This is a genomic window from Alicyclobacillus fructus (assembly GCF_017329605.1).
In the GTDB taxonomy this organism is placed as follows: domain Bacteria; phylum Bacillota; class Bacilli; order Alicyclobacillales; family Alicyclobacillaceae; genus Alicyclobacillus; species Alicyclobacillus fructus.
This window is the reverse complement of record NZ_JAFMTY010000001.1, coordinates 69,107-90,548: the sequence shown is the minus strand read 5'-3', so window position 1 is coordinate 90,548 and position 21,442 is coordinate 69,107. Positions and strand designations below refer to the sequence as shown.

The following is a 21,442-nucleotide window of genomic DNA, read 5'->3' as shown; positions in this document are numbered from 1 at the left end:
CCTCTCTCGTCAGATGTGTCGCGCCGGACCGTGAGGCAACATGATTGTATGACAATCTGGACTACAAAATGATCATGCTCGATCTTGCGCGGATTGTCAACGCTTTCGTGACAGCCAAACTGGACAAGAGGACGACAAGCGCAGGGCCTATGCCCCTGCGCTTGTCATCGTTCCACCTCAGGCTCAAAATCCCCCACGAGCGGCGACACGTCCGCGCCTGGGCGCGGCGGCCAGGCCGACAAGTCGAACGGAAAATCCGATCCCGGGAGGACGCGATCGGCGCCGACGACATCGATCAAGCACTGGAGCGCTGCCTCGGACCAGAGCACGTTGTCGTAGAACATGCGCCGAAGATACGCCGCCGGCCGATCCTGAAGCCGCCCTTTCACGTGCGGCCACACCTCATATCCTTTCTCGATCCGTCCGATCTGATAGGGCAAAAAGCCGCCTCCGTGCGCCAACAGCAGCCGCACCTCGGGATACCGATCGAGAAGGCCCGACAAAACGATGTGGGCGGCGGCCAGCGTCGTCTCCCACGGCACGCCGATCAAATTCGGCAGCGCGAGGCGGCTCGCCCGCGGATCCGCGGGCAACAGCGGGTGAAGAAACAGAATCGCACGGCGGGCGTTCGCGACCTCCCACACGGGCCAGAACCTCTCGTCGCCGAGGAGCGATTCGCCGACACCTGGGCCCACAATCGCGCCCGCGAATCCCTGATCCAAGCGGCGCTCCAACTCCCGTGCGGCCGCATCTGGATGAGCGAGCGGAAGGGTCGCGAGCGGGCGAAACGCCATGCGTTCGCTCACCAAGGCATCCCGCAGCGCGTCGTTGTACACTTCCGCCACGTGTGCGCCCACCTCGGCCGGCAGGTGATACACGAAAAGCTGCGGCAGGGGCGAGACCAGGGCGAACTCGATCCCGGCCTGTCGATAGGCCCGCTCGAACTCGCCAAAGTCGACAAAAGTCCGCTTGAGCTCGAACGACCAACGCCCCTCCACGGTGAGGAACGGCTCCTTGCCGGGATCGCGCCGCTCGAGCGACACCTGAACCCGCGGTTCTCGCTCGAGAAACCCGAGGACCGATTCGGGCAGAAAGTGCGCGTGCACGTCCGCCGTCCGTCTTGGCTTCGTCATGGACCTTCACCCAGGCGCGCGTCCTGCTCTTCCTTCGACACTCCGCCAACGCCCCAGTGGGATTTCGGCACTTCGTACAGAATGACGCGCACCGTCTCCCGTTTGGCGCCGAGCGTATCCACCACCGCATCGGTCAGCTTCTCGATGAGAGCTCGCTTCTGCGCAGGCGAGCGCCCTTCCACCATGGTGACCTGAATCAGCGGCATCCGCACACCTCCTTCACTCGGTGACGTCGAGTTCCAGGGCGCCCATGCCCGCGAAGGCGATCTCGACGCGATCGCCCGGGTGGACATAGACAGCCTCGGTGATGCCGCCCGTCAACACCACCATCCCCGGCTCGATGGCAGCGCCGAAGCGGGTGAGCATCCGCACCTGCTCCACGACGGATCGCACGGGGTGGCCCAGGACGGCCGCGCCGGCGCCGGTCTGGGCGACTTCGCCGTTCACGCGCATCACGACGCCGACCTCGTCCAGGCGACACGCGTACGGCGAAACCGCCTGATCCGCCAGATAGAATCGCGCACTCGAGGCGTTGTCGGCGATCACGTCCACCAGCGTGAAGGAAAAGTTCTCGTAGCGGCTGTCGATGACTTCGACGGCCGGCACGACGCACTCGGTCGCCAGCCACACGTCGCGCGCGGTCACGTGTGGGCCCTCGAGGCGGCTGCGGAACACGAACGCGATTTCCGGCTCCACGCGCGGGTGGATGAGCCCCTTCATCGACAGAACAGGCCTCTCCAGCTCCATCGTGGACAGCAGATGCCCGAAGATCGGCTCGTCGACACCGACGGACCGCTGCTTCGCCTTGCTCGTGAGCCCCATCTTCCATCCGACGAGGCGCGCTCCCTCCGCGATATACTTCTGCACGGTGAGCCGCTGGATCTCATAGGCGTCGTCCACCGTCAGGCCGTCGTACCGAAGCGTCAATTTCTTCAACTCGGTCGCCGACGTCTGGTGGCGATAGAGTTCATCCGCGATGGCTTGAAGTGAGTGCGCCATGCCCCTTCGCCTCCCTGCCATGCGCGATCTCGTACGCGACGTCGACGATCATATCCTCCTGACCTCCGACCACGCGCCGCTTGCCGAGCTCCACGAGGATGTCCCGCACATCCACCCCGAACTGCTGGGCTGCGCGCTCCGCGTGCAGAAGGAAGCTCGAATACACGCCCGCATAGCCGAGCGTGAGGGCCGTGCGATCCGTCAAGACGGGCCGCATCATCCTGGGCCGCACCACGTCTTCCGCCGCGTCCATGGCCGCGTACAGATCCACGCCGGTCCCGATGCCGTACTTCTCGCAGGCCGCCACAAACACCTCGAGCGGCGTATTGCCGGCGCCTGCGCCCAGACCTGCGAGGCTCGCGTCGATCCGATAGGCCCCCTCTTCCACGGCCGCGATGGAATTGGCGACCGCCACGCCGAGGTTGTTGTGCGCGTGGAAGCCGACCTGCACGTCGTCCGGCAGCGCTGCCCTGAGCGCGGACACTTTGCGGCGTACTTCGTCCATCAGCATGGCCCCTGCGGAGTCGACGATGTACACGCAATGCGCGCCGTAGGAGGCCATCTTCTTCGCCTCTTCCACTAGGCGCTCGGTCTCGGTCATGTGGCTCATCATCAGGAAGCCGACGACATCAAGCCCCATCTTGCGCGCCTCTTCCATGTGTTCCGCCGAAATGTCCGCTTCCGTGGAGTGCGTGGCGACGCGCACGCCCCGGATGCCGAGGCCTACGGCGCGCTTCAAGTCTTCGAGTGTCCCGATTCCGGGAAGAAGGAGCGCCACCACCTGCGAATGGTGAACGGCTCCGCAGACCGCGCCGAGATAGTCCTCTTCGGCCTCTTTGGCAAAGCCGTATTGAATCGAGCTTCCGCCGAGTCCGTCTCCGTGTGCGGCTTCGATCTTGGCCACACCCGTCTTGTCGAGCGCCGCCGCGATGGCTTTCGCGTCCTCGACGCTGAACTGGTGCCTCACGGCGTGCATTCCGTCGCGCAGCGTGACGTCCGTGATCTCGATCTTGTACCGATACGCCACCGCGTCTCACCTCGCCTCTTCCGCCGACGCCACCTGCATCTTGTGACGCGCGTATTCTTCGCCAAATTTGACCGCCGCCGCCGTCATGATGTCGAGGTTGCCCGCGTACACCGGCAGGTAGTCCCCGAGCCCTTCGACCTCGATGGAGATGCTGACGAGATCGTCCTGGAAGATGGGCTCGCGGTTCAGCCGGTAGCCTGGCACAAACGTCTGCACGTGGCGCACCATCTGTTCGATGGACTCGCGCACCTTGTCCCTGATTTCCGCGCTGGCATCTTCCATCAAGCAGTAGATGGTGTCCCGCATCAGAATGGGGGGCTCCGCCGGATTCAGGATGATGATGGCCTTGCCCCGCTTCGCGCCGCCGATGGCCTCCAGGGCGCGAGCCGTGGTCTGCGTGAATTCGTCGATGTTCGCCCGCGTGCCCGGCCCGGCGCTCTTGCTGGCAATGGTCGCCACGATCTCGGCATAGCGCACGCCGACCACTCGGCTGACGGCGTACACCATCGGCACCGTCGCCTGCCCGCCGCACGTGACCATGTTCACGTTGGGCGAATCGAGGTGCTCCTCCAGGTTCACCGCCGCGATCACGTACGGCCCGCGCGCGGCCGGCGTCAGGTCCACGGCCTGGATGCCCGCCTCGCGCAACAGTTTGGCGTGGCGGACGTGCGCCTTTGCACTCGTCGCGTCGAACACGATGTCAGGGCGCACGCCTTGTTCCAGGACCGCCTTCAGGCCATCGGCCGATGTCTCGAGCCCCATCTCGCGGGCGCGGCGAAGGCCGTCCGACTCGGGATCAATGCCGATCATCCAGCGCGGTTCAATCCACGGGCTCCGCTTCAACTTGATCATCAGATCCGTCCCGATGTTGCCGGACCCGACGATCGCGGCACTGAGCTTTTTCACTCCGATCCCGCTCCTTTCGCCCACACGAACTCCACTGCCCCAAGCGGTCCAAACGACAACTGAACGCGATCGCCCGGATGAATCGGGACGGCGGCGCTCACGGCGCCCGACAACACGACATGACCCGCGCGAAGCGGCGTGCCCAGCTCCGTCAGCGTGTTGGCGAGCCACGCAACGGCCTTCGCCGGATGCCCCATCACGGCCGCCCCCGCGCCCGTCTGGACCACTTCGCCGTTGACCTTCAGCACACCGCCCACGGTCTCCAGATCGACGCCCGACACAGGCGTCGGCAGATGGCCAAGCACGAAACATCCCGCGGACGCGTTGTCCGCGATGGTGTCCACCAGCCGGATTTTCCAGTCCGCGATTCGGCTGTCGATCACCTCGATGGCGGGCACGACGGCTCGGGTGGCCGCCAACACGCGGTGGAGGTCCACCCCCGGGCCGACGAGATCGTCCGATAAGATGAACGCGATTTCGGGTTCTACTTTGGGCTGAATCAAGGGAAAGTCGATCGCGGAGCCGCTCTCGAACCACATCGACTGAAACAGGTGTCCGAAGTCCGGCTCGCTCACGCCGAGCTGGAGCTGCATCGGCTTGCTCGTGAGCCCAATCTTGTGTCCCACGACGCGATCGCCCATAGCGATCCGCTTCTCCACGTTGAGCTGCTGAATGCGGTACGCGTCCTGCACCGTGAGGTCCGCGTGGTCGTCCGTCAACGGCGGAATGGGCGCGCGTTCGGCCTCTGCCCGCCGCAGCGCGTCAGCCAGGGAGATCAACCGTTCACTCATCTCATCCACTCCGATCACAACTTGATGCACACGTTTTTCAGCTCGGTGAAAAACTCAAAGCTGTGCACGCCGCCTTCCCGGCCGATGCCGCTCTGCTTCATGCCGCCGAACGGGGTCCTCAAGTCGCGCAGGAACCACGTGTTGATCCAAATCACACCTGCCTCGAGTTCGCCGGCCACTCGGTGCGCCCGCTTCAGGTTCGACGTCCACACGGTGGCGGAGAGGCCGTAGTGCGTGTCGTTGGCGAGGCGAATCACCTCTTCCTCCGTGTCGAACGGCTGCACGGTGACGACGGGACCGAACACCTCCTGCCGCGTGATTTCGCAGGTCTCGTCCACGTCGACGATCACGGTCGGCTCGTAGAAGGCGCCCCGCTTCAGATGTTCCGGCCGCCTGCCGCCGGTCAAGACGCGCCCACCCTGTTCGATGGCGCGGCGCACAAACCCGTCGACGCGCTCCAGGTGCTCTTCCGAGATCAGGCTGCCGACGTCCGTCGCAGGATCGAGCGGATCGCCGACCTTCAACTTCTTCGCGCGATCCACGAGCGCCTCCACAAAACGGTCGTAGAGCGGGCGCTCGACGTAGATGCGCGATCCGCAGAGACACACCTCACCCTGGTTGACAAAGCTCGAGCGGACGGTCGTCGCGATGGCGTCGTCAAAGTCGCAATCCGCGAAGACGATGTTCGGGTTCTTGCCTCCGAGCTCAAACGACAGCCTCTTCAGCGTGCTCGCCGCAGAGCGCATCACCGCCTTGCCCGTCGTCGTCTCACCCGTGAGCGAAATCAGGTCCACGTCTTCGTGCTCCGTCAGAAATTGCCCAGCCGCATCGGGTCCAAAGCCGTGTACGACATTCACCACGCCGTCCGGCACGCCGGCCTGCTTGCAGATCTCCGCCAGCCGAGTGGCCGTCATCGGCGTCAGTTCGGCCGGCTTGATGACGCACGTATTGCCTGCGGCGAGGCACGGCGCGACCTTCCAGGTCAGCAGAAACAGAGGCAAGTTCCACGGCGAAATGAGACCCGCCACGCCCACGGGGCGCCTCAACGCGTAGTTGAGCGCCACACCTTCCATTTCGAACGTCTCCGTCGACAGCCCTTTCACGAAGTCGGCAAAGAAGCGGAAATTGTAGGCCGATCTCGGAATGTCCAGGCTTTTGGCGAGCGACAGCGGCTTGCCCGTGTCCGTCGTCTCGAGAAGCGCGAGTTCCTCCAGGTTTTCCTCAATCAACTGGGCAATGCGGTGGAGAATCGCGGCGCGTTCTTGCGCCGTCGTGCGGCTCCAGGTGCGAAATGCCCGCCGCGCGGCCCGCACCGCCCGGTCGATCTCGGCCCGTCCTCCCTCGGCCACGGTTCCAATCCGCTCGCCCGTCGCGGGGTTGATGTTGTCAAAGGTGCGGCCGTCTTCAGACGGCACAAACTCGCCGTCGATAAAATGCAGCACTCGCTCCATGCTCATCCCTCACTTGTCGTCATGCATGCGTATTGGACGCGATTCAACTGGCGTCGCGATACCGAATCGTCAGCACGGGATTGCCCGAACCGGACGAGGGCCCGTATCCGTGCAGCTCTCCTTGGAACTGCTTTCGCAGAACGCCGAGCAGGACCGCCACGTGGCGCCCGCCGGACTCGACGCCCGCCGCGCGCACGTACGACGGCAGCATGCTGACCGCCGACTCCTTGTCTCCTTTGACGAGATATTGACAAAATTCGCGATCCAGCGCTTGTTCTGTGATGTTCGGCCATTTATCCGGTCCTCGGCCCAGGTTGTGCGCAAGCGCGCCGCTCGCCAAAAACACAACGCGTTCGGGCGACTCGAGAAAGACGTCCCCCATGACTTCACCCCACCGCATCGACTCCTCGAGCGAAGCGGCCCAACACACCGACAGGGCCACGACGGGCGTCGGCCGCTTCAGCAGATAGCGCAGCGGCACGACCGTGCCGTAATCCCACACATACGTCGGATCGTCCACCGCGACGACCTGCAGCCCCTCCTTCTTTCCAGCCTCCACCAGGCGTTTGCCCAGTTCTGGATGACCCGGATGATCATAGGGCACGTCGCTGATCAGGTCCGGGCACTCCACCGCCGTCAAGATTCCCTTGTGACGAGGCGTGATGTCGACGTAATGCATGAAGCTCGACATCCAGTGGCACGAGATGATCACCACCACGTCGGGCCGAATCTCGTCGATCACGTCCGCGCATTTCAGCATGGCTTCGACCATGGGCTTCTGAAATTCCGGAACGCGATCCCGGTGGCAGATCCTCGGCGTGTGCGGCGTGATCATTGCCAATTCCAGGCTCACGTCAATCCCTCCCCGAATTTTACAGTTCTCGCGATCACCCAACGCGGCGGAGGGTTCGCTCCGTCTGTTCCCATCGTATCACGCTGAAAACGCTCGCTATACGCTCTTGTTTCTCTATGCGGAACGTGTTACACCATTCCTAGAAGCGCTTTCATCTCCACGTGGGAGGGTTGGACCGTGCCAAGGCAATCGGATGCGCGTACGCTTTCTTCGCTTCGCCACGCGCTGCAGGCGCTGCGATGCTTCTCGCAAGACGAGCCGGAACTGGGCATTACCGAAATTTCGCGCAAGCTGGGACTGTCCAAGAGCACTGTCCACCGGATCATGGCGACCCTCACCGAAGAAGGGTTCGTCCATCGGGACGAAGAAACCCACCGATATCGATTGGGCCTTTCGGTGTTGAGCCTCGGCGGCATCATCATGTCCAACCTCGAGATCTGCCGGGAAGGCCAACACCTCCTTGAGGAATTCGTGCACCGCTTCGACGAAACCGTTCACCTTGCGGTGCTGGAAGACTTCTGCACGGTGTACGTAAGTAAACTGGAGTGCAAGCATCCCGTGCAAATTGCCACCCACGTCGGGCGCCGCAATCCGCTGTACTGCACGAGCTCCGGAAAGGTCATCCTCGCGTACCAGGACGAATCCATGGTGGAAGAGGTCATTCGGCGCGGACTTCAGCCGTTCACGCCGAACACCATCACGGATCCGAATCGGCTCCGCGCGGCCCTCGCCCAAATCCGGGAGGCAGGGTACGCGACGAGCGTCGGCGAACTGCGGCCCGGCGTGAACAGCGTTGCGGCGCCGGTTCGCGATTACACGCGGCGCGTGATCGGCGCAGTCACGGCCGTGGGACCTGCAGCTCGGTTCACGGACGAAAAGATGAAGTCGTTGGCCCGAACCCTGATGTCCATCAGCAAGGAAATTTCCAATCGGCTCGGCTACTATGAAAGGCCGCGATCGCGCCCGTTTCTTCAGGTGTCCCACTCGATGGGCAGCCCGACGTAATTCTCGGCCACGGTGGCGAGCCCATGCGGAGAAGAGGTGATATAGTCGAGTTCGGCCAACTGAATCTCGCGTTCGAACGGCGAATGATCGGAGAATCGATGCAACATCTGGGTCATGAAATACGAGAACCGTTCCGCCTTCCACACGCGCCGCAAGCAGATGGCCGAGTACCTGCGCAACAGGTCGTCCGATCCGTCCCGATAATGGCGCGCAATCGCTTCCGCCAGCACCCGAGCGTCGGACACGGCGAGATTCAGCCCCTTGGCGCCCGTGGGAGGAACGATATGGGCCGCGTCTCCCGCCAGGTACAGGCGCCCATATTGCATGGGAGAACAGACAAAGCTGCGCATCTGCACGATGGACTTTTGCAGGATGGGGCCTTCGACGGGGGCCCATCCGTCCTCTGTCGCCAGCCGAAGCAGCAGTTCCTCCCAGATCCTATCGTCCGACCAGTTGCGGATGTCGTCTTCCGCGTCCACCTGCAGATACATTCGTTGGATCTCCGGGGATCGCGTGCTGACCAGAGCGAATCCGCGGTCGCTGTTGCAGTAGATCAGTTCTCGGCTCGAGGGCGGCGCTTCCACCAAAATGCCGAGCCACCCCATGGGATACGTTTTCACATACTCTTGGCGAGCGCTTTCAGGAATGGCCGCCCGACTCGGGCCGTGAAATCCGTCACACCCCGCGATGAAATCGCATTCCAGAACTTCAAGCGGAGCCCCCGGATCTCGCCGAAAACGAATCCGCGGACGTTGCGTGTCGATATCCTCGAGCGACACGTCTTGAACCGAAAACAGGATCTCGCCGCCTTGCCGCAGGCGCGCCGCGACCAAATCCTTGATCACCTCGTGCTGCGCATACAGCGTGACACACTTACCGGTCAGCTCTTTGAGCGGGATCCGCCTCCCGCGCTTTCGAAACCGGAACTCGATGCCCTCGTGCGCCTCGCCGAGCTGCTCCATGCGGTGATGAACGCCGAGCTCGCGCATGAGATCGGCCGTGCCCTGCTCCAGCACGCCCGCTCGAATCGTCTGCTCAATGGCCTGGCGCGATCTCGACTCGAGGACGACCGACTCAACTCCCCGTTCGGCCAAAAGCAGCGCGAGCATCAGGCCTGCTGGGCCGGCTCCCACGATGCCTACCTGTGTGCGCATCGACCGCCACCTCGCGTTCCAAAAATTGTTTTGCAACGGAAGCTTCCAAAACCAGTCTAGCGCGAGGCGCGCGTCCGCCCTAGGCCAATGTTCCGATATGCGGAATGGCGGGAGACCCGTCTTCCCCATCCTAACCCGAAACGGAGGGTCTGGATCTCACCCATCCGTCTCTCTGTGTTTCGCATTCTTGTCGAGATTCGGACATGAAAAGGCGCGGGAAGGAACCCCCTCCCCGCGCCGGAAAGGCGTCACGACAGGCCCTTGGACCACTTGTACAGTTGGACGGCCGGCCGATACACGCACATGGCGAGCCCCACGATGGCGACAAAATGAAACAAGGCCACGACCGCGTTGCACGCCACAAAGACGAGCAGCGCAAAGTATTGCTCGCCGATGATGAAGCCGCGAAAGGGCACCAGGCTTCTCCATCGCTGCGCGCGTCGAAAGCCTTCATGCCCCTCGCTCGCTTGGGCGTTTGCCGACGCGACGGCACGAGGCTTGAACCGAATTTGCCCATAATACTCAAGAAGGTACAGGGCAAACAGCGCGGTGACGGCCCACTCCCAGACGCCCACCGCTTCCGGATGCCAGCGGGTGTAACCGTAGGCCAGGCTGAAGTAGATGGCAAACTCTTTGATGCGATCCGCCACTTGATCCAGCCAACCGCCGATGGCGGAAAACTGCTGGCGGTACCGCGCCAACTGCCCGTCCGCGCAGTCGAATACGTATGAGACCTCGACCAGCACGAGCCCGGCGACGACGTCGCCGCGGATTCCGGTCGAAAACCCGACGCACCCGAGTAGACATAAAAACAATGAAAACAGCGTGATTTGGTTCGGCGTAACCGGCGTGTTGCGAAGCAGATACACCAACCGAATCGACAGTGGGTAAAACAGATAGTTGGTCCAGATGTCGATTGGGCGCTTCGCGCAGGCGTCAATCCGCTGAAGCTCAGACATCCCGCTCCGCCCCTTGTGCGGCGAGCAGTCGAGGCACCACGCTTTCCAGCGCGTACTGATAGTCCTCAGGAAAGTCAATTTCAACACAAGGAAGCCCCGTCACGTCGATCGCGACGAGCCCTGATTTGTCCTTGAGATGGTCCAGCGCAAACTCGAAAAACTGCATCTCGTTGCCCGGCGTCGCCAAATCCAGCACCTCTTGGCGAAACCGTTCGGCAAACTGACCTGCGAATTTCGCCACGCCAATGAATTCGCCATCGCAGACGGCGGGATCCAAATGTTTTCCAATCGCTACAATCTGGCCCGAACGGACCTCGACCTTCACCTCTTCGTCGCGGCATTGCTTTTTGTCCACGGCGAGGTACCCGCCCTCTTTTCCGGGCGCGAGGCGCTCCAGAATGCGCGCGTCGTAGACCACGTCTGCGTTCATATAGAAGAAATCGCCGCGCCATTCGCGCAGCGCGTGGCTGAGCGAGAACAGCGTATTGGTCGAGTCGTACGCGGGATTTTCGATAAACCGGACGTGGAACGACGGATAATGAGTCTGGACGTAATCGTGAATCATCTCTTTGCGGTAGCCCACGACCATGATGACGTCCCGCACGTCGTTTTTGGCGAGCGCCTCAAACTGCCAGTCGAGGACCGCTTTTGGCCCGACGGGCAACAGGCACTTGGGACGATCGTCGGTCAGCGGGCGCATGCGGCGCGACACACCAGCCGCCAGGATGATTGCGGTCGGTTTCATCTCGGAATTCCCCCATAACCCGCGGCGACAACGTGCTTGTCCACGGTTGCAAGAATGGTAAACCAAAAATGAGCCCGATATACGACTATACTTTGCTCAATCTCAAAAAAACCTCAAAATCGACGATGATCGGTGCCATCCGTCCTCCCGCGACGGCGTGTGACAAATTCGCGCGTTATGTTAGATATCCTGACATAAAGCATTGACGTTGGCTGGATACCACTCCTATAATGAGCGCAGTTCAGCGCTGCACAGTGGGAGGAATCGAACTTGACGCCGCGCGATATTCTCGAATTGATGAAGCAACACGAAGTTCAGATGGTTGATTTTCGCATCGTGGACGTCCCGGGGCGCCAGCACCACGTGACGGTGCCTGCCGCCGAGATCGACGAAGAGGTCTTGGAAAAGGGCGTCGCATTCGACGGCTCCAGCGTTCCGGGTTTTCGGGGCATCGAAGAGAGCGATATGGTGATGCGTCCAGTCCTGGAAACGGCGTTTCTGGATCCGTTTACGGAAGTTCCGACACTCGCCGTCACGTGCAACGTATACGAGCCGAGCGGCAATCGCTATGAGCGAGACCCGCGATATATCGCCGAGAAGGCGGAGCAATACCTCAAGTCGACGGGCATTGCGACGACCGCTTATTTTGGGCCGGAACTGGAGTTCTTCATCTTCGACGACGTCCGGTTCGACTCCACCCAGAGCGGTGCCTTCTACGCCATCGACTCGGAAGAAGCGGTCTGGAACACCGGTACGGGTGTAAAAAACCTCGGCTACCATGTGAAGAATAAGAGTGGCTATTTTCCAGTCGCGCCGACCGATACCCAACAGGACATCCGCACCGAGATGGTGCTGGAACTGATGAAGGCAGGCATCCGCGTCGAGCGGCATCACCATGAGGTGGCCACAGCGGGCCAAGCGGAGATCAACTTCCGTTTCGGCACCCTCACCCGCACCGCGGACACGGTGATGACGTACAAGTACATCGTGCGGAACGTCGCCCGCCGCCATGGCAAGACGGCGACCTTCATGCCGAAGCCGATCTTCGGGGATAACGGTTCGGGCATGCACGTGCATCAGAGCCTGTTCAACGGCGACGAGCCCCTGTTTTACCGCGAGGGCGGCTACGCCAACCTGAGCGAGCTAGCGCTGCAGTACATCGCGGGCATTCTGTACCACGCACCGGCCATTCTGGCGTTTTCCAATCCGAGCACGAATTCGTACAAGCGGTTGGTGCCTGGCTACGAAGCGCCGGTCAATCTGGTCTTTTCGCGCGGCAACCGCAGCGCGGCTATCCGTGTGCCGGTGGCAGTCGTGTCGCCAAAGACGGCGCGCATTGAGTTCCGCACGCCCGACTGCACGGCGAACCCGTATCTCGCGTTCGCGGCTATGCTCATGGCGGGCTTGGATGGCATCCGCCGCAAGCTCGACCCGACCGAACTCGGGTTTGGCCCCATCAACAAGAACATTTACGAGCTGAGCGCCGAAGAAAAGGCGCAAATCAAGAGCGTTCCCGGATCGCTCGGTGAGGTGCTGGACGCGCTCGACGAGGACCACGAGTTCTTGCTCGAAGGCGGCGTGTTCACGAAGGACTTCATCCGCAACTGGATCGACTTCAAGCGCAACAACGAGCTCGCGCCGTTGCACCTGCGCCCGCATCCCTACGAATTCTCGCTGTACTTCGATCTGTGAGCTTCGACGAGGCCGCGCTCCCATCGGGTGCGCGGCCTCTTGCCTTGTATGACTCGTACTCAGGGATCGCATGGGCGGCATTCGCCGCGCAGAACGGCCGAAAGCGCGCAGATGAGCGCGTCCCGAAACATGTCGGCTCGCGTGATGCGGCCGCCGGTCAGAACGCCGATGGCTCCGTCCCCATGCCGCAGCCCGGTTCTCCCCGCCCACGCGTCCATGACGTCGCCCAACTCCCTTCCTGCCCGAATGCCTTCGGCGATCTCGTCCGGCAGCATCATTCGCAACCCGCCGCCTATCGCGATCTCCCCGTCTCCGTGCGTCACCGCCGCCCAATTCACGAGCAACATTCCGTGTTCGGTCTCTTCGACACCGCCCTCCAGTCCAATGCCGAGATGAGCGCCCGTGTGAAGGCGCGCGCGCCGCGCACGCTCGATGGCCCCTTGTCTTGTCTCCAGGTCCGACAGAGGCTGTGCACGGACGCCGGACGGCACCTCCACGCTCTCGATATCATAGGAAATGCCAAACGCGGAAAGGGCGCGCTCCACGGCCAGCCGCTTCGCGCGATTGCGCGATCCAAGTGCCACTCGAAGGGTCGCATCGTTCCTCATCTTCCACTCGTCACCTGCCCGCCCTCATTGTAGACGTTTTGCGCGCCGCGATCGACAAGGTGCGACCGAATCTCCCATATTCGCGACTAGGACGTTGTTGTATGATAGACATGCGTTGTGGACAGGGCCAGGAGGTTGAAAGGTGAGCCAGGAGAGTTTGCGATACGACGTGGTGGTCGTCGGAGGCGGCACCGCCGGCGTCGCTGCCGCGGTCGGCGCTGCCAATCTCGGCGCGAAAACGCTCATCGTGGAGCGAAACCCGTACTTTGGCGGAGCTGCCACACATGCCTCGGTGCTGACCATCTGCGGTTTATTCGCGCAGCGAGAGCCACTTGAGCAGGTCGTCGGCGGCGTGGGTCAGCGGCTTCTTGAGAAACTGGACGAGATCGGAAAATACTACGGTCCCCTTCGCAATCCCGGATCGGGGAACGTGATCGTCCCTCTGGACGCTGAAGGGACAAAATTTGCGCTGGATCAACTGATTCTTGAGGCAGGCGTCGATGCGCGCCTGCACACGACGGTGATTGGCTGCGATGTCGAGCGCGATCGCATTCGGGCCATCCACTGCTTTCACCACGGTGGGGTGTTTTCCGTGGAGGGCGCCGCGTTCGTCGACGCCAGCGGAGAAGCCGATCTCGCCTTCATGAGCGGAAACGGCGTGCGGTACGGGGATGAAGAAGGCCGCGTGCAGGCCGGGACGCTCGTCATGCAGTTCGGCGGCGTCTCCCCGGACGTGCAGCTTCACCGGCATCAGTTCACGGCGGCCGTGTGGCAGGCCAAGCGCCAGGGCGACACCGTGCTCACCAAGGACAGGGGCATGGTCGTGCGACTGCCGGGATCGCAGAACGTGCTCGCCCTGTTCGCGGACGAGGCGGTCAACGGACTCGACAGCGAAAGCCTCACTCGGGCGGAGATGTCGGCGCGCCGCCAGGCGTGGGCTTATCTCGAGGCGTTCCGGCAACACGTTCCAGGGTTCAAGGACGCGTATCTTGTGGCGACTGGCCCGAGTATCGGGGTGCGCGAGACGCGCCACATCGACGGGGAGTACAGATTGACCGGAGAAGAAGTGTTGAATGCCGCGCGATTTCAAGACGCCATCGCCCGAGGGGGGTGGCCGGTCGAGGTCCATCAGCCGGGCGAACCTCCGCGCTATCAACACATTCGCGATCGCGCCTACTACGAAATCCCGCTGCGATCGCTCAAAGCCCGGGACCGCGCCAACCTGTGGTGCGCGGGGCGCGTGATCGACTGCGATCCGACGGCCTTCGCGTCTGCCCGCGTCATGGGGACGGCCCTCGCGACGGGCCACGCTGCGGGCGTCGCTGCGGCCTTGCAGGCGTGCTTTGGCGACCCGCCTGCGGCGGCATCGGTGCGCGCCGAGTTGCGCCGTCAGGGCGCCATTCTCTAATCCAGAAAACAGGCACGGGCCTGCGCCGTCAGATGACGAGCTGCAGGCCCATGTACACGCCAAACCCCATGACGATGAGCGACAATCCCGTGACCAGCCAGCGATACGCCCCGCGCATGCGATATTCCGGCGGCAGGGCTCGTCGCTCCAGCATCAGGAGAAAGCCGAGCACAATGGGCAACAGCAGGGAGTTCATGACTTCCGTGTCCACCGAGAGGTTGATCAGGTTCAGCCCGCTGAACACGAGCAGTGCCCCACCGATGTGCGCCAAGCTGTAGACCGTGTAGAAAACCTTCGCGTCCTTCCACCGCGTGTTCAGGCTGTGGCGAATGCCCGTGACCTCGCCGATGCCCCACGCGCCCGCGAGCGAAACCACGAGCGCCGCCACGAAGCTTGCGCCGAGCATGCCGAGGCCGAAGATGATCTTCGCGGCCGTGGCGCCGAGAAACGGCGTCAACCCCTGCGCGATGTCGCCGACCGTCTCAAGCGCGGTGTTCGGGCGCGTGCGTCCCACCGTCGCCGCGATCATGACCACCACCGCGATCATGATGACCTGCGTGAGGATGGATCCGAGGAAGGTGTCCCATCGCGCAAAACGAAGATCGCGCAAGGTCAACTTGCGGTCGACCACGGCAGACTGCTGGTAAAAGATCATCCACGGCATGATCACGGCGCCGACGTTCGCGGCAAGCAGGTACACGTAACTGGGATGATTCAATGGCACCGTCGCCAGGCCGCGCAACAACTGCTGCCACGACGGATGGGCCAGCAACGCGCCTGGCACAAGCGCCAACTCAAACAGCCCCATCGCGATCCCGACGCGCTCCACGCGCTTGTAACTGCCCGTCAGCGCGAGAGCAATCAGCAAGACCGTGGCTGTCGACACCGTGTAGTACGGCGAGATGCCAAACAACTCGCCCACACCGGCGATGCCCGCGAATTCCGTGACGAGCGCGCCGATTGCGGATAAAAACAGTGTGGAAACGGAGATCCACCCCCAGCCGCGGCCAAAGTGCTGGCGAATCAGTTCGCCGTGGCCTCGCCCAGTCACCAGCCCGAGGCGCACCGTGATCTCCTGTACAAGATACACAATCGGAATCAGGACCAACTGGGGCAGAACCATCGCGTAGCCCCACAGCGCCCCCGACTGCGCGGCCGTGATGATACAACCCGCGTCCGTATTGGCCAACATGACGATCACGCCAGGCCCCAAGGTCGCCAACAGCCGCCACACAAAACCGCGCGCCGTTCGGCGCGCCTCCGCCTGCATCACGTCCGTCTGTCCCATCGCGTTCATGTCCATTCCTCTCGTTGCAAACGCCATCTCGCCGCCGGTATCATACGGGATGGACGGAGTTTGCCCAATCTCATTCCTATTGTGAGTCTAACCGAATTGAAAACCTGATTGCAATGGTCAACATTTGCGGAGGTGCGTTGTACGTGGCGCAGATCGAGGATTTTCAGAAACTCGACATACGGATTGGTACGGTCGTCCGGGCGGAACCGTTTCCGGAAGCGCGCAAACCAGCCATCAAACTGTGGATCGACTTTGGTCCACTCGGGGTGCGCTCGTCGAGCGCGCAAATCACGCGGCGATATCGGCCCGAAGATCTCCTGGGCCGGCAAGTCGTAGCCGTGACCAATTTTCCGCCTCGCCGGATCGCTGGATTTTCGTCTGAGGTGCTGGTGCTCGGGGGGTTGCCCGAAGAAGGCGACGTGGTCCTGATCGGGCCCGACGCGCCTGTGCAAAACGGCACCCCGATTGGATGAGCGGGCGTCAGGCTCGCTCCCCTCGGCCGTTCCACGAGGAAGTCCCTTCGGCGTAGGGATAGAAGTAGTGGTAAAACTCGTACATTTGGTGCTTGTCATACACAGAGGCGTCCGGATTCGGATTCGGCACGTCAATGACTTCGCCGAGGGAAGTGCCGAAGCGGCTGAACACGTCGCCGTCGAAATGGTAGTCCTTCACAGGCACAGTCTCGTGCGCCATGGGCTGAAATCCCGTGCCGATGGAATTAAACACGACCACGCCGGAAATGTCCCACGGGCCGGCGACCTTGCGCTCCTCGAGATACACGGACTGTGCGAGCCAGCCCCCCATCGAATGTCCCGTGAGGATGACGTGCACCTCTTTCGCGTTTGCGGTTTGCAAAGCTTTGGCACAGGCCGCTTCAAAGAACGATTTTGCGGGCTTGAGCTGGTCAATCACGTTCGGAACGCTCAAATAGATCCCCGCGTCCGCCACGAGATCCATCACGTTGTTGGTCGTACCGCGGTAAGAAATGACGACGTCTGCGCCCTTTGCATAAGCGACCGCGTAAAATCCCGCCTCGGCTTCCTCGTTGTCGACGGCCAGCACGCGCCATCCCCGCAAGTCAGAAAAGAACTGCCCCACGGCCTCATCATACGGCTCGTGCCAGTCCATGCGGTTCACGCGGCGGATCTCCTCTAACAGGGCGTCCGGTCCCTTTTCGGACAAGGACGCCTGCTCGATCTCGTCGAAGGACTGACCGACTTCGTCTGCCAAGTTGACGTAAGATAAATCGGTCATCTTCATCAGAACGCCGTCATAGATCCCGTCCGTGACATCCGAAATGGCCGAGACGGATGCCGATGGCTTGGAGACCGGCACACGAACGACGGCATTGACCGTCAGAAAGCGGAAGGGCACGACAAGCATCGCAGATGCGGCCGTGAACGCGAAGAGTCGCTTCCAAAATGACGGCGATCGCATTCGCTTGGCCTCCTCCCTTCTCTGACGCCTGCAGTATACCATACCCGTCCCGCCCGCAGGCCGGATCGTTCGCCAAGGATCTCCGTATATTTGTTGCCACAATTCGACGGGCTCAAACAAAGGCGGGCACGCTCCGCGCGCCCGCCTTCCGCTGCGACTCCATCCCGCGACGAACTCATCTATACATGAAACTTTCGTGTTTTGGACAGAAGCCGATCGGTCAACAGCTGAGAATTCAAAAAGTCCCGCGGACTTATGGTCGGCGTTTGGATGGCATGATTGGAAGCAAACGTGAGGAAGAGCCGTTTGGGCTTTCCATATTGTTCAATCACGCTCTCCTTCGTCATGCCGTGGCGCGTCAAGCAGTGCACAGACGTCAGTTCCTGCAACAGTTCGTTGCAGATCGGACAAGTGACCACGTGGCATTCCCCTTTCGCCGCCTAGCCGAGATTCCGATGCGACCGATTGAGTCCCCGCGGTGTCGTGCTCAAAGATGCGACACTTCTATTCTACTCGAAAAATACAGACGAAGGTAAGCAAATTCGTGTAAAAATCTCGTAATGCTCCGTGGATGGAGGGCGAGACGAGCCCGCCCTTTCGTTACCTGTTCAAAAGGGCATCCACCACGCGATCCAGTTGCATCGCGCGCGACGCTTTGATCAACACCACGTCTCCAGGCGAGAGATGCGCTTCGAGTTCTGGAATCAGTTCGTCCACCGTTCGGAAGTGACGCACGTGGCCAAGCCCCGCTTCTTTTGCGCTTTGTGCCAATTCGACGGCTCGTTCGCCCACGCAGAAAAGGCGATCGACGCCAACGGACGCCGCTTGCCTCCCCGCTTCCCGATGCGCCTCGGCCTCCATGTCGCCCAATTCGAGCATGTCCCCGAGCACCGCCACCCGATGCGGAGGCCGCGCAATGCGCTGAAGCACCTCGAGGCTCGCCGCGACGGACGAAGGACTTGCGTTGTACGCGTCGTCAATCACCGTCACATCCCGCGCGGACATCAGGCGCAGGCGACCGCGCTGCGCTTCGACGCGGCTCAGCCCTTCGGCGATGGCCTCGAGCGTAAGGCCCAGCACATGTCCCACTGCGACGGCGGCAAGCGCGTTCATCACGTTGTGTTGACCCAGCAGGCGAATTCTCATTCTGGCAGGACCATGCGGGGTATGGACGTCGAACGCCATGCCTTCCTGCGACCAGTCGACGGACAGCGCGCGGATGTCGCACGCCTCGGTCATTCCATACCATACGATCCTCGCGTTCGTGCGGTGGGACATCCGGCGAAGCCAAGGATCGTCCCCGTTCAAGACGGCGATCCCGTCATCCGGCAAACTCGCGATCAGTTCGGTCTTGGCCAGGGCAATGTTTTCCTGGCTTCCGAGCAGTTCGATGTGATTGTAGCCAATGTGTGTGATGACGCCTACGGTGGGCCGCGCAATGGCGCAAAGTTCCGCAATTTGCCCCAATCCGCGCATGCCCATCTCGAGAACCATGGCACGATGGGAGGTGTCCCGCTGTAGAATGGTGAGAGGTAAGCCCAATTCGTTGTTCTGGTTCGCCGAAGTGTACACGCAGGGGCCGAGTGCGCTGAGGACGGCGGCGACCATCTCCTTGGTCGTCGTCTTCCCGTTCGATCCCGTGATGCCGATCACGGGACCATCGAATTGATTCCGCTCCCAGCGTGCAAGGGACTGCACAGCCTCCAGGGCGTTGGGAACGCGGACGCAGGGCCCGAGCGCTGTCTTGACGTCCTTCGTCACGACGGCTACACTGGCTCCGCGGCGAAACGCTTCGTCGACAAACTGGTGCCCGTCGACTCGCTGCCCCACAAACGCGACGAAGGCATCGCCCGGCTGAACCTGCCGATGGTCGATGGCCACGCCCGTCACGCGGACGTCAGGGGGCTGTTGGGCGACAGGGATGCCACCCACGACTTTCACGAAGTTCGCAAACGACATCGGTGTCATCTGGGTTCTTTCCCCTCTACGCACGTTTTGGAAAAGGAGATGTGTATCTGTGCCAAATCGAAAGCTGAGGGTCGGCGTGATCTTTGGCGGAAAGTCCGGTGAACACGAGGTCTCCCTGCAGTCGGCCAAGTCCATCATGGATGCGCTTGATCCTCTCCACTATACCACGATTCCCATCGGCATTTCGAAGGACGGGCGCTGGCACGTGGGCAAAGGCGCGTGGAAGGCGCTCGAAGCCAAACAGCCAGCCGCGTTTCCGGCGAAGAGCGCCGCGAGTTCGCCGGCTTCGTCCAAGCGGTTTATCAACCCCGAGATCCAGGGCTTATCGCCTGTGGATGTGAAGCGGTCCGCCGATTCGCTTCCTCCCGCGCTCTTGAACGAGATCGACGTGGTCTTTCCGGTCCTGCACGGGACGTTCGGCGAAGATGGAACGATTCAAGGACTGCTTGAGATGGTCGGCGTCCCCTATGTGGGGGCCGGTGTGCTCGCGTCGGCGGTGGGGATGGATAAAATCGCGATGAAGCAGATCTTTTCCGCGGCCGGAATTCCCCAGGCGCGTTGGGTAGGCTTCACGCGCGCTGTCTTTGCGCACGACGAAGCTCGCATCGTGCGGGAGATCGAAGATCAACTGGGCTATCCGTGCTTCGTGAAGCCCGCCAACCTCGGGTCGAGCGTGGGCATCTCCAAGGCTCGCAACCAGCGCGATCTCGTCGCGGCCATCCACCTTGCCCTGTCTTATGACAGGCGCGTGATTGTGGAAGAAGCCATCGACGCTCGAGAGGTCGAGATCGGAATTCTCGGCAATGACCATCCCATCGCCTCGGTCGCGGGCGAGATCGTCCCGAAGCGCGAATTTTACGATTACGAGGCGAAGTATCAGGAGGGCGGCGCGGAACTGCGTATCCCGGCGGATCTGTCCCCGGAGGAGCGACAGGCGGTGGAGTCGTATGCCATTCGGGCATTTCAGGCCATCGATGGTTCAGGGCTGGCGCGCGTGGACTTTTTCGTCGAACGCGGAACCGGCCGCGTCCTGGTCAACGAGATCAACACCATGCCCGGATTCACCCGGTTCAGCATGTATCCCAAGCTGTGGGAAGCGTCCGGACTGGCGTACGACAAGCTGCTGGATCGACTGATTGAACTGGCGCTGGAGCGGCACGCGGAGCGCAGCCAGCTGTTGCGATCCTACGATAAGACCTAAAAGAGCAAGACCTAAAAGAGCGCGGCTGGAAGTCCAGCCGCGCTCTTTTCAATCGGGAAAGAGTTCGTAGAAATTGGCGTATCGTTCGTCGCGCACCGGTTCTCGGGTGGAGCTGCGCGATGCCGCAGGGCGCGATTTCGCCTTGTTCTGGGCCGCCTGGGCCTCGTTGCGCATTTGGGCCTGCCGTTCGCGGTACTGCGCTCGATAGGCCTCGAGATCCTGGCGCGAGCGGACGTTGCTCTTCTGCCACGTGTACAGGACGCGATCGATGTATCGAAAACTGTACTTGTTGGCCAGGACGCTTTCTTTCAAGGCCTCGATCACGAGCCACTCCGGATAGCCGTGCTCGCCCAACCAGGCCCGCAGCTGGTCGCATTCGAGCGACGAGAGCGGGCGGCCGAACTCCTCTTCGAACAGGCTCACGAGGTCCTTCTCGGCCGGCTGCGGCTGCATCATGCGCTGACGGCCTTTCAGCTTGTCCCAGAGCGGCTGCAGGTCGAAATAGGTGACGTGCGCTCCCTGGTCGTCATAGCGCTCGCCGATGGCGAGAAACCCCTCGGTGACGAGGCGTTCCACACAGGCCATGACCTCTTTGCTCGACATGCCGCAGCGCTCGCCAAGCTCGTACGGCGACAGCTCGGTGGTCCCTTCCGTCTGCCCGCTCGCCAGGATTTGCAACAGGACCACAAGTTCATGCGGATGCAGACCGAGTTGGGCAAACCGCCGCAGAAGATCGGATGGCACGGCGACAAACGGAGCGCTGAGGTAGTCGCTGTTGCCAGCTTGCCGCCCGGAAGGTTCCATTCGC

General features: G+C 62.0%; 21 protein-coding genes. 5 read left to right on the top strand and 16 right to left on the bottom strand.

Features of this window, described 5'->3' with window-relative positions:
* Window positions 1-164: 164 nt before the first annotated feature.
* The 8 genes from J3481_RS00480 to J3481_RS00445 are packed head-to-tail and all read right to left on the bottom strand — an operon-like array spanning window position 165 to window position 7,160.
* A complete protein-coding gene (locus J3481_RS00480) occupies window positions 165-1,133 on the bottom strand; it encodes an amidohydrolase family protein (RefSeq protein ID WP_206830469.1) in 969 nt (322 codons plus the stop codon).
* Complete coding sequence (locus J3481_RS00475) at window positions 1,130-1,339, bottom strand: 4-oxalocrotonate tautomerase (RefSeq protein ID WP_206830468.1); 210 nt, start codon at window positions 1,337-1,339, stop codon at window positions 1,130-1,132. Before J3481_RS00475 ends, J3481_RS00480 begins: the two co-directional genes overlap by 4 nt.
* 13 nt (window positions 1,340-1,352) lie before the next feature.
* Window positions 1,353-2,132: a 2-keto-4-pentenoate hydratase gene (locus J3481_RS00470; RefSeq protein WP_206830467.1), complete on the bottom strand. Its 780-nt coding sequence runs from the start codon at window positions 2,130-2,132 to the stop codon at window positions 1,353-1,355.
* Complete coding sequence (dmpG, locus tag J3481_RS00465) at window positions 2,101-3,159, bottom strand: 4-hydroxy-2-oxovalerate aldolase (RefSeq protein WP_206830466.1); 1,059 nt, start codon at window positions 3,157-3,159, stop codon at window positions 2,101-2,103. The genes J3481_RS00470 and dmpG overlap by 32 nt, the downstream gene beginning before the upstream one ends.
* A gap of 6 nt (window positions 3,160-3,165) precedes the next feature.
* Complete coding sequence (locus tag J3481_RS00460; RefSeq protein ID WP_206830465.1) at window positions 3,166-4,065, bottom strand: acetaldehyde dehydrogenase (acetylating); 900 nt, start codon at window positions 4,063-4,065, stop codon at window positions 3,166-3,168.
* Window positions 4,062-4,856: a 2-keto-4-pentenoate hydratase gene (locus J3481_RS00455; protein ID WP_206830464.1), complete on the bottom strand. Its 795-nt coding sequence runs from the start codon at window positions 4,854-4,856 to the stop codon at window positions 4,062-4,064. Before J3481_RS00455 ends, J3481_RS00460 begins: the two co-directional genes overlap by 4 nt.
* 14 nt (window positions 4,857-4,870) lie before the next feature.
* Window positions 4,871-6,307: an aldehyde dehydrogenase gene (locus tag J3481_RS00450; RefSeq protein ID WP_206830463.1), complete on the bottom strand. Its 1,437-nt coding sequence runs from the start codon at window positions 6,305-6,307 to the stop codon at window positions 4,871-4,873.
* A 43-nt stretch (window positions 6,308-6,350) separates the two neighbouring features.
* Entirely contained in the window at window positions 6,351-7,160 is an 810-nt protein-coding gene (locus tag J3481_RS00445; RefSeq protein WP_206830462.1) for a DODA-type extradiol aromatic ring-opening family dioxygenase, read from the bottom strand.
* Between the two features lie 177 nt (window positions 7,161-7,337).
* On the opposite strand from J3481_RS00445, the gene J3481_RS00440 reads away from it, so the two are divergent.
* A complete protein-coding gene (locus J3481_RS00440) occupies window positions 7,338-8,165 on the top strand; it encodes an IclR family transcriptional regulator (protein ID WP_206830461.1) in 828 nt (275 codons plus the stop codon).
* On the opposite strand, the gene J3481_RS00435 is transcribed toward J3481_RS00440, so the two are convergent.
* The 3 genes from J3481_RS00435 to J3481_RS00425 all read right to left on the bottom strand — a co-directional run bounded on the left by J3481_RS00435 (window position 8,132) and on the right by J3481_RS00425 (window position 11,023).
* Window positions 8,132-9,319 (bottom strand): 4-hydroxybenzoate 3-monooxygenase, encoded by a 1,188-nt coding sequence (locus J3481_RS00435; RefSeq protein WP_206830460.1) that lies wholly within the window; start codon window positions 9,317-9,319, stop codon window positions 8,132-8,134. The genes J3481_RS00440 and J3481_RS00435 overlap by 34 nt on opposite strands.
* 248 nt (window positions 9,320-9,567) lie before the next feature.
* Window positions 9,568-10,278: a CDP-alcohol phosphatidyltransferase family protein gene (locus J3481_RS00430; RefSeq protein ID WP_206830459.1), complete on the bottom strand. Its 711-nt coding sequence runs from the start codon at window positions 10,276-10,278 to the stop codon at window positions 9,568-9,570.
* Window positions 10,271-11,023: a phosphocholine cytidylyltransferase family protein gene (locus J3481_RS00425; protein ID WP_206830458.1), complete on the bottom strand. Its 753-nt coding sequence runs from the start codon at window positions 11,021-11,023 to the stop codon at window positions 10,271-10,273. Before J3481_RS00425 ends, J3481_RS00430 begins: the two co-directional genes overlap by 8 nt.
* A gap of 270 nt (window positions 11,024-11,293) precedes the next feature.
* Between J3481_RS00425 and glnA the strand changes: the two genes are divergently transcribed.
* Entirely contained in the window at window positions 11,294-12,715 is a 1,422-nt protein-coding gene (gene glnA / locus J3481_RS00420) for a type I glutamate--ammonia ligase (RefSeq protein WP_206830457.1), read from the top strand.
* Window positions 12,716-12,774: 59 nt separating this feature from the next.
* Here glnA and J3481_RS00415 read toward each other — a convergent pair whose 3' ends face one another.
* On the bottom strand, window positions 12,775-13,323 hold the full coding sequence (locus tag J3481_RS00415) for a DUF84 family protein (RefSeq protein ID WP_206830456.1): 549 nt from the start codon (window positions 13,321-13,323) through the stop codon (window positions 12,775-12,777).
* Between the two features lie 142 nt (window positions 13,324-13,465).
* Here J3481_RS00415 and J3481_RS00410 point away from each other — a divergent pair, with 142 nt between their 5' ends.
* Entirely contained in the window at window positions 13,466-14,731 is a 1,266-nt protein-coding gene (locus J3481_RS00410) for an FAD-dependent oxidoreductase (RefSeq protein WP_206830455.1), read from the top strand.
* 28 nt (window positions 14,732-14,759) lie between these two features.
* Here the strand turns inward: J3481_RS00410 and J3481_RS00405 are convergent, their stop codons facing one another.
* Window positions 14,760-16,028: an NRAMP family divalent metal transporter gene (locus J3481_RS00405; protein WP_236010921.1), complete on the bottom strand. Its 1,269-nt coding sequence runs from the start codon at window positions 16,026-16,028 to the stop codon at window positions 14,760-14,762.
* 143 nt (window positions 16,029-16,171) lie between these two features.
* Between J3481_RS00405 and csaA the strand changes: the two genes are divergently transcribed.
* A complete protein-coding gene (gene csaA / locus J3481_RS00400) occupies window positions 16,172-16,501 on the top strand; it encodes a chaperone CsaA (protein WP_206830453.1) in 330 nt (109 codons plus the stop codon).
* Between the two features lie 7 nt (window positions 16,502-16,508).
* Here the strand turns inward: csaA and J3481_RS00395 are convergent, their stop codons facing one another.
* Both J3481_RS00395 and J3481_RS00390 read right to left on the bottom strand, forming a co-directional pair.
* Window positions 16,509-17,465: an alpha/beta hydrolase family protein gene (locus J3481_RS00395; RefSeq protein ID WP_206830452.1), complete on the bottom strand. Its 957-nt coding sequence runs from the start codon at window positions 17,463-17,465 to the stop codon at window positions 16,509-16,511.
* A 600-nt stretch (window positions 17,466-18,065) separates the two neighbouring features.
* Window positions 18,066-19,433: a UDP-N-acetylmuramoyl-tripeptide--D-alanyl-D-alanine ligase gene (locus J3481_RS00390; RefSeq protein WP_206830451.1), complete on the bottom strand. Its 1,368-nt coding sequence runs from the start codon at window positions 19,431-19,433 to the stop codon at window positions 18,066-18,068.
* 49 nt (window positions 19,434-19,482) lie between these two features.
* Between J3481_RS00390 and J3481_RS00385 the strand changes: the two genes are divergently transcribed.
* Entirely contained in the window at window positions 19,483-20,634 is a 1,152-nt protein-coding gene (locus tag J3481_RS00385; RefSeq protein ID WP_206830450.1) for a D-alanine--D-alanine ligase, read from the top strand.
* 48 nt (window positions 20,635-20,682) lie between these two features.
* Here J3481_RS00385 and J3481_RS00380 read toward each other — a convergent pair whose 3' ends face one another.
* Window positions 20,683-21,438, bottom strand: coding sequence for a DnaD domain-containing protein (locus J3481_RS00380; protein WP_206830449.1), 756 nt, complete (start codon window positions 21,436-21,438; stop codon window positions 20,683-20,685).
* Between the last annotated feature and the right edge of the window lie 4 nt (window positions 21,439-21,442).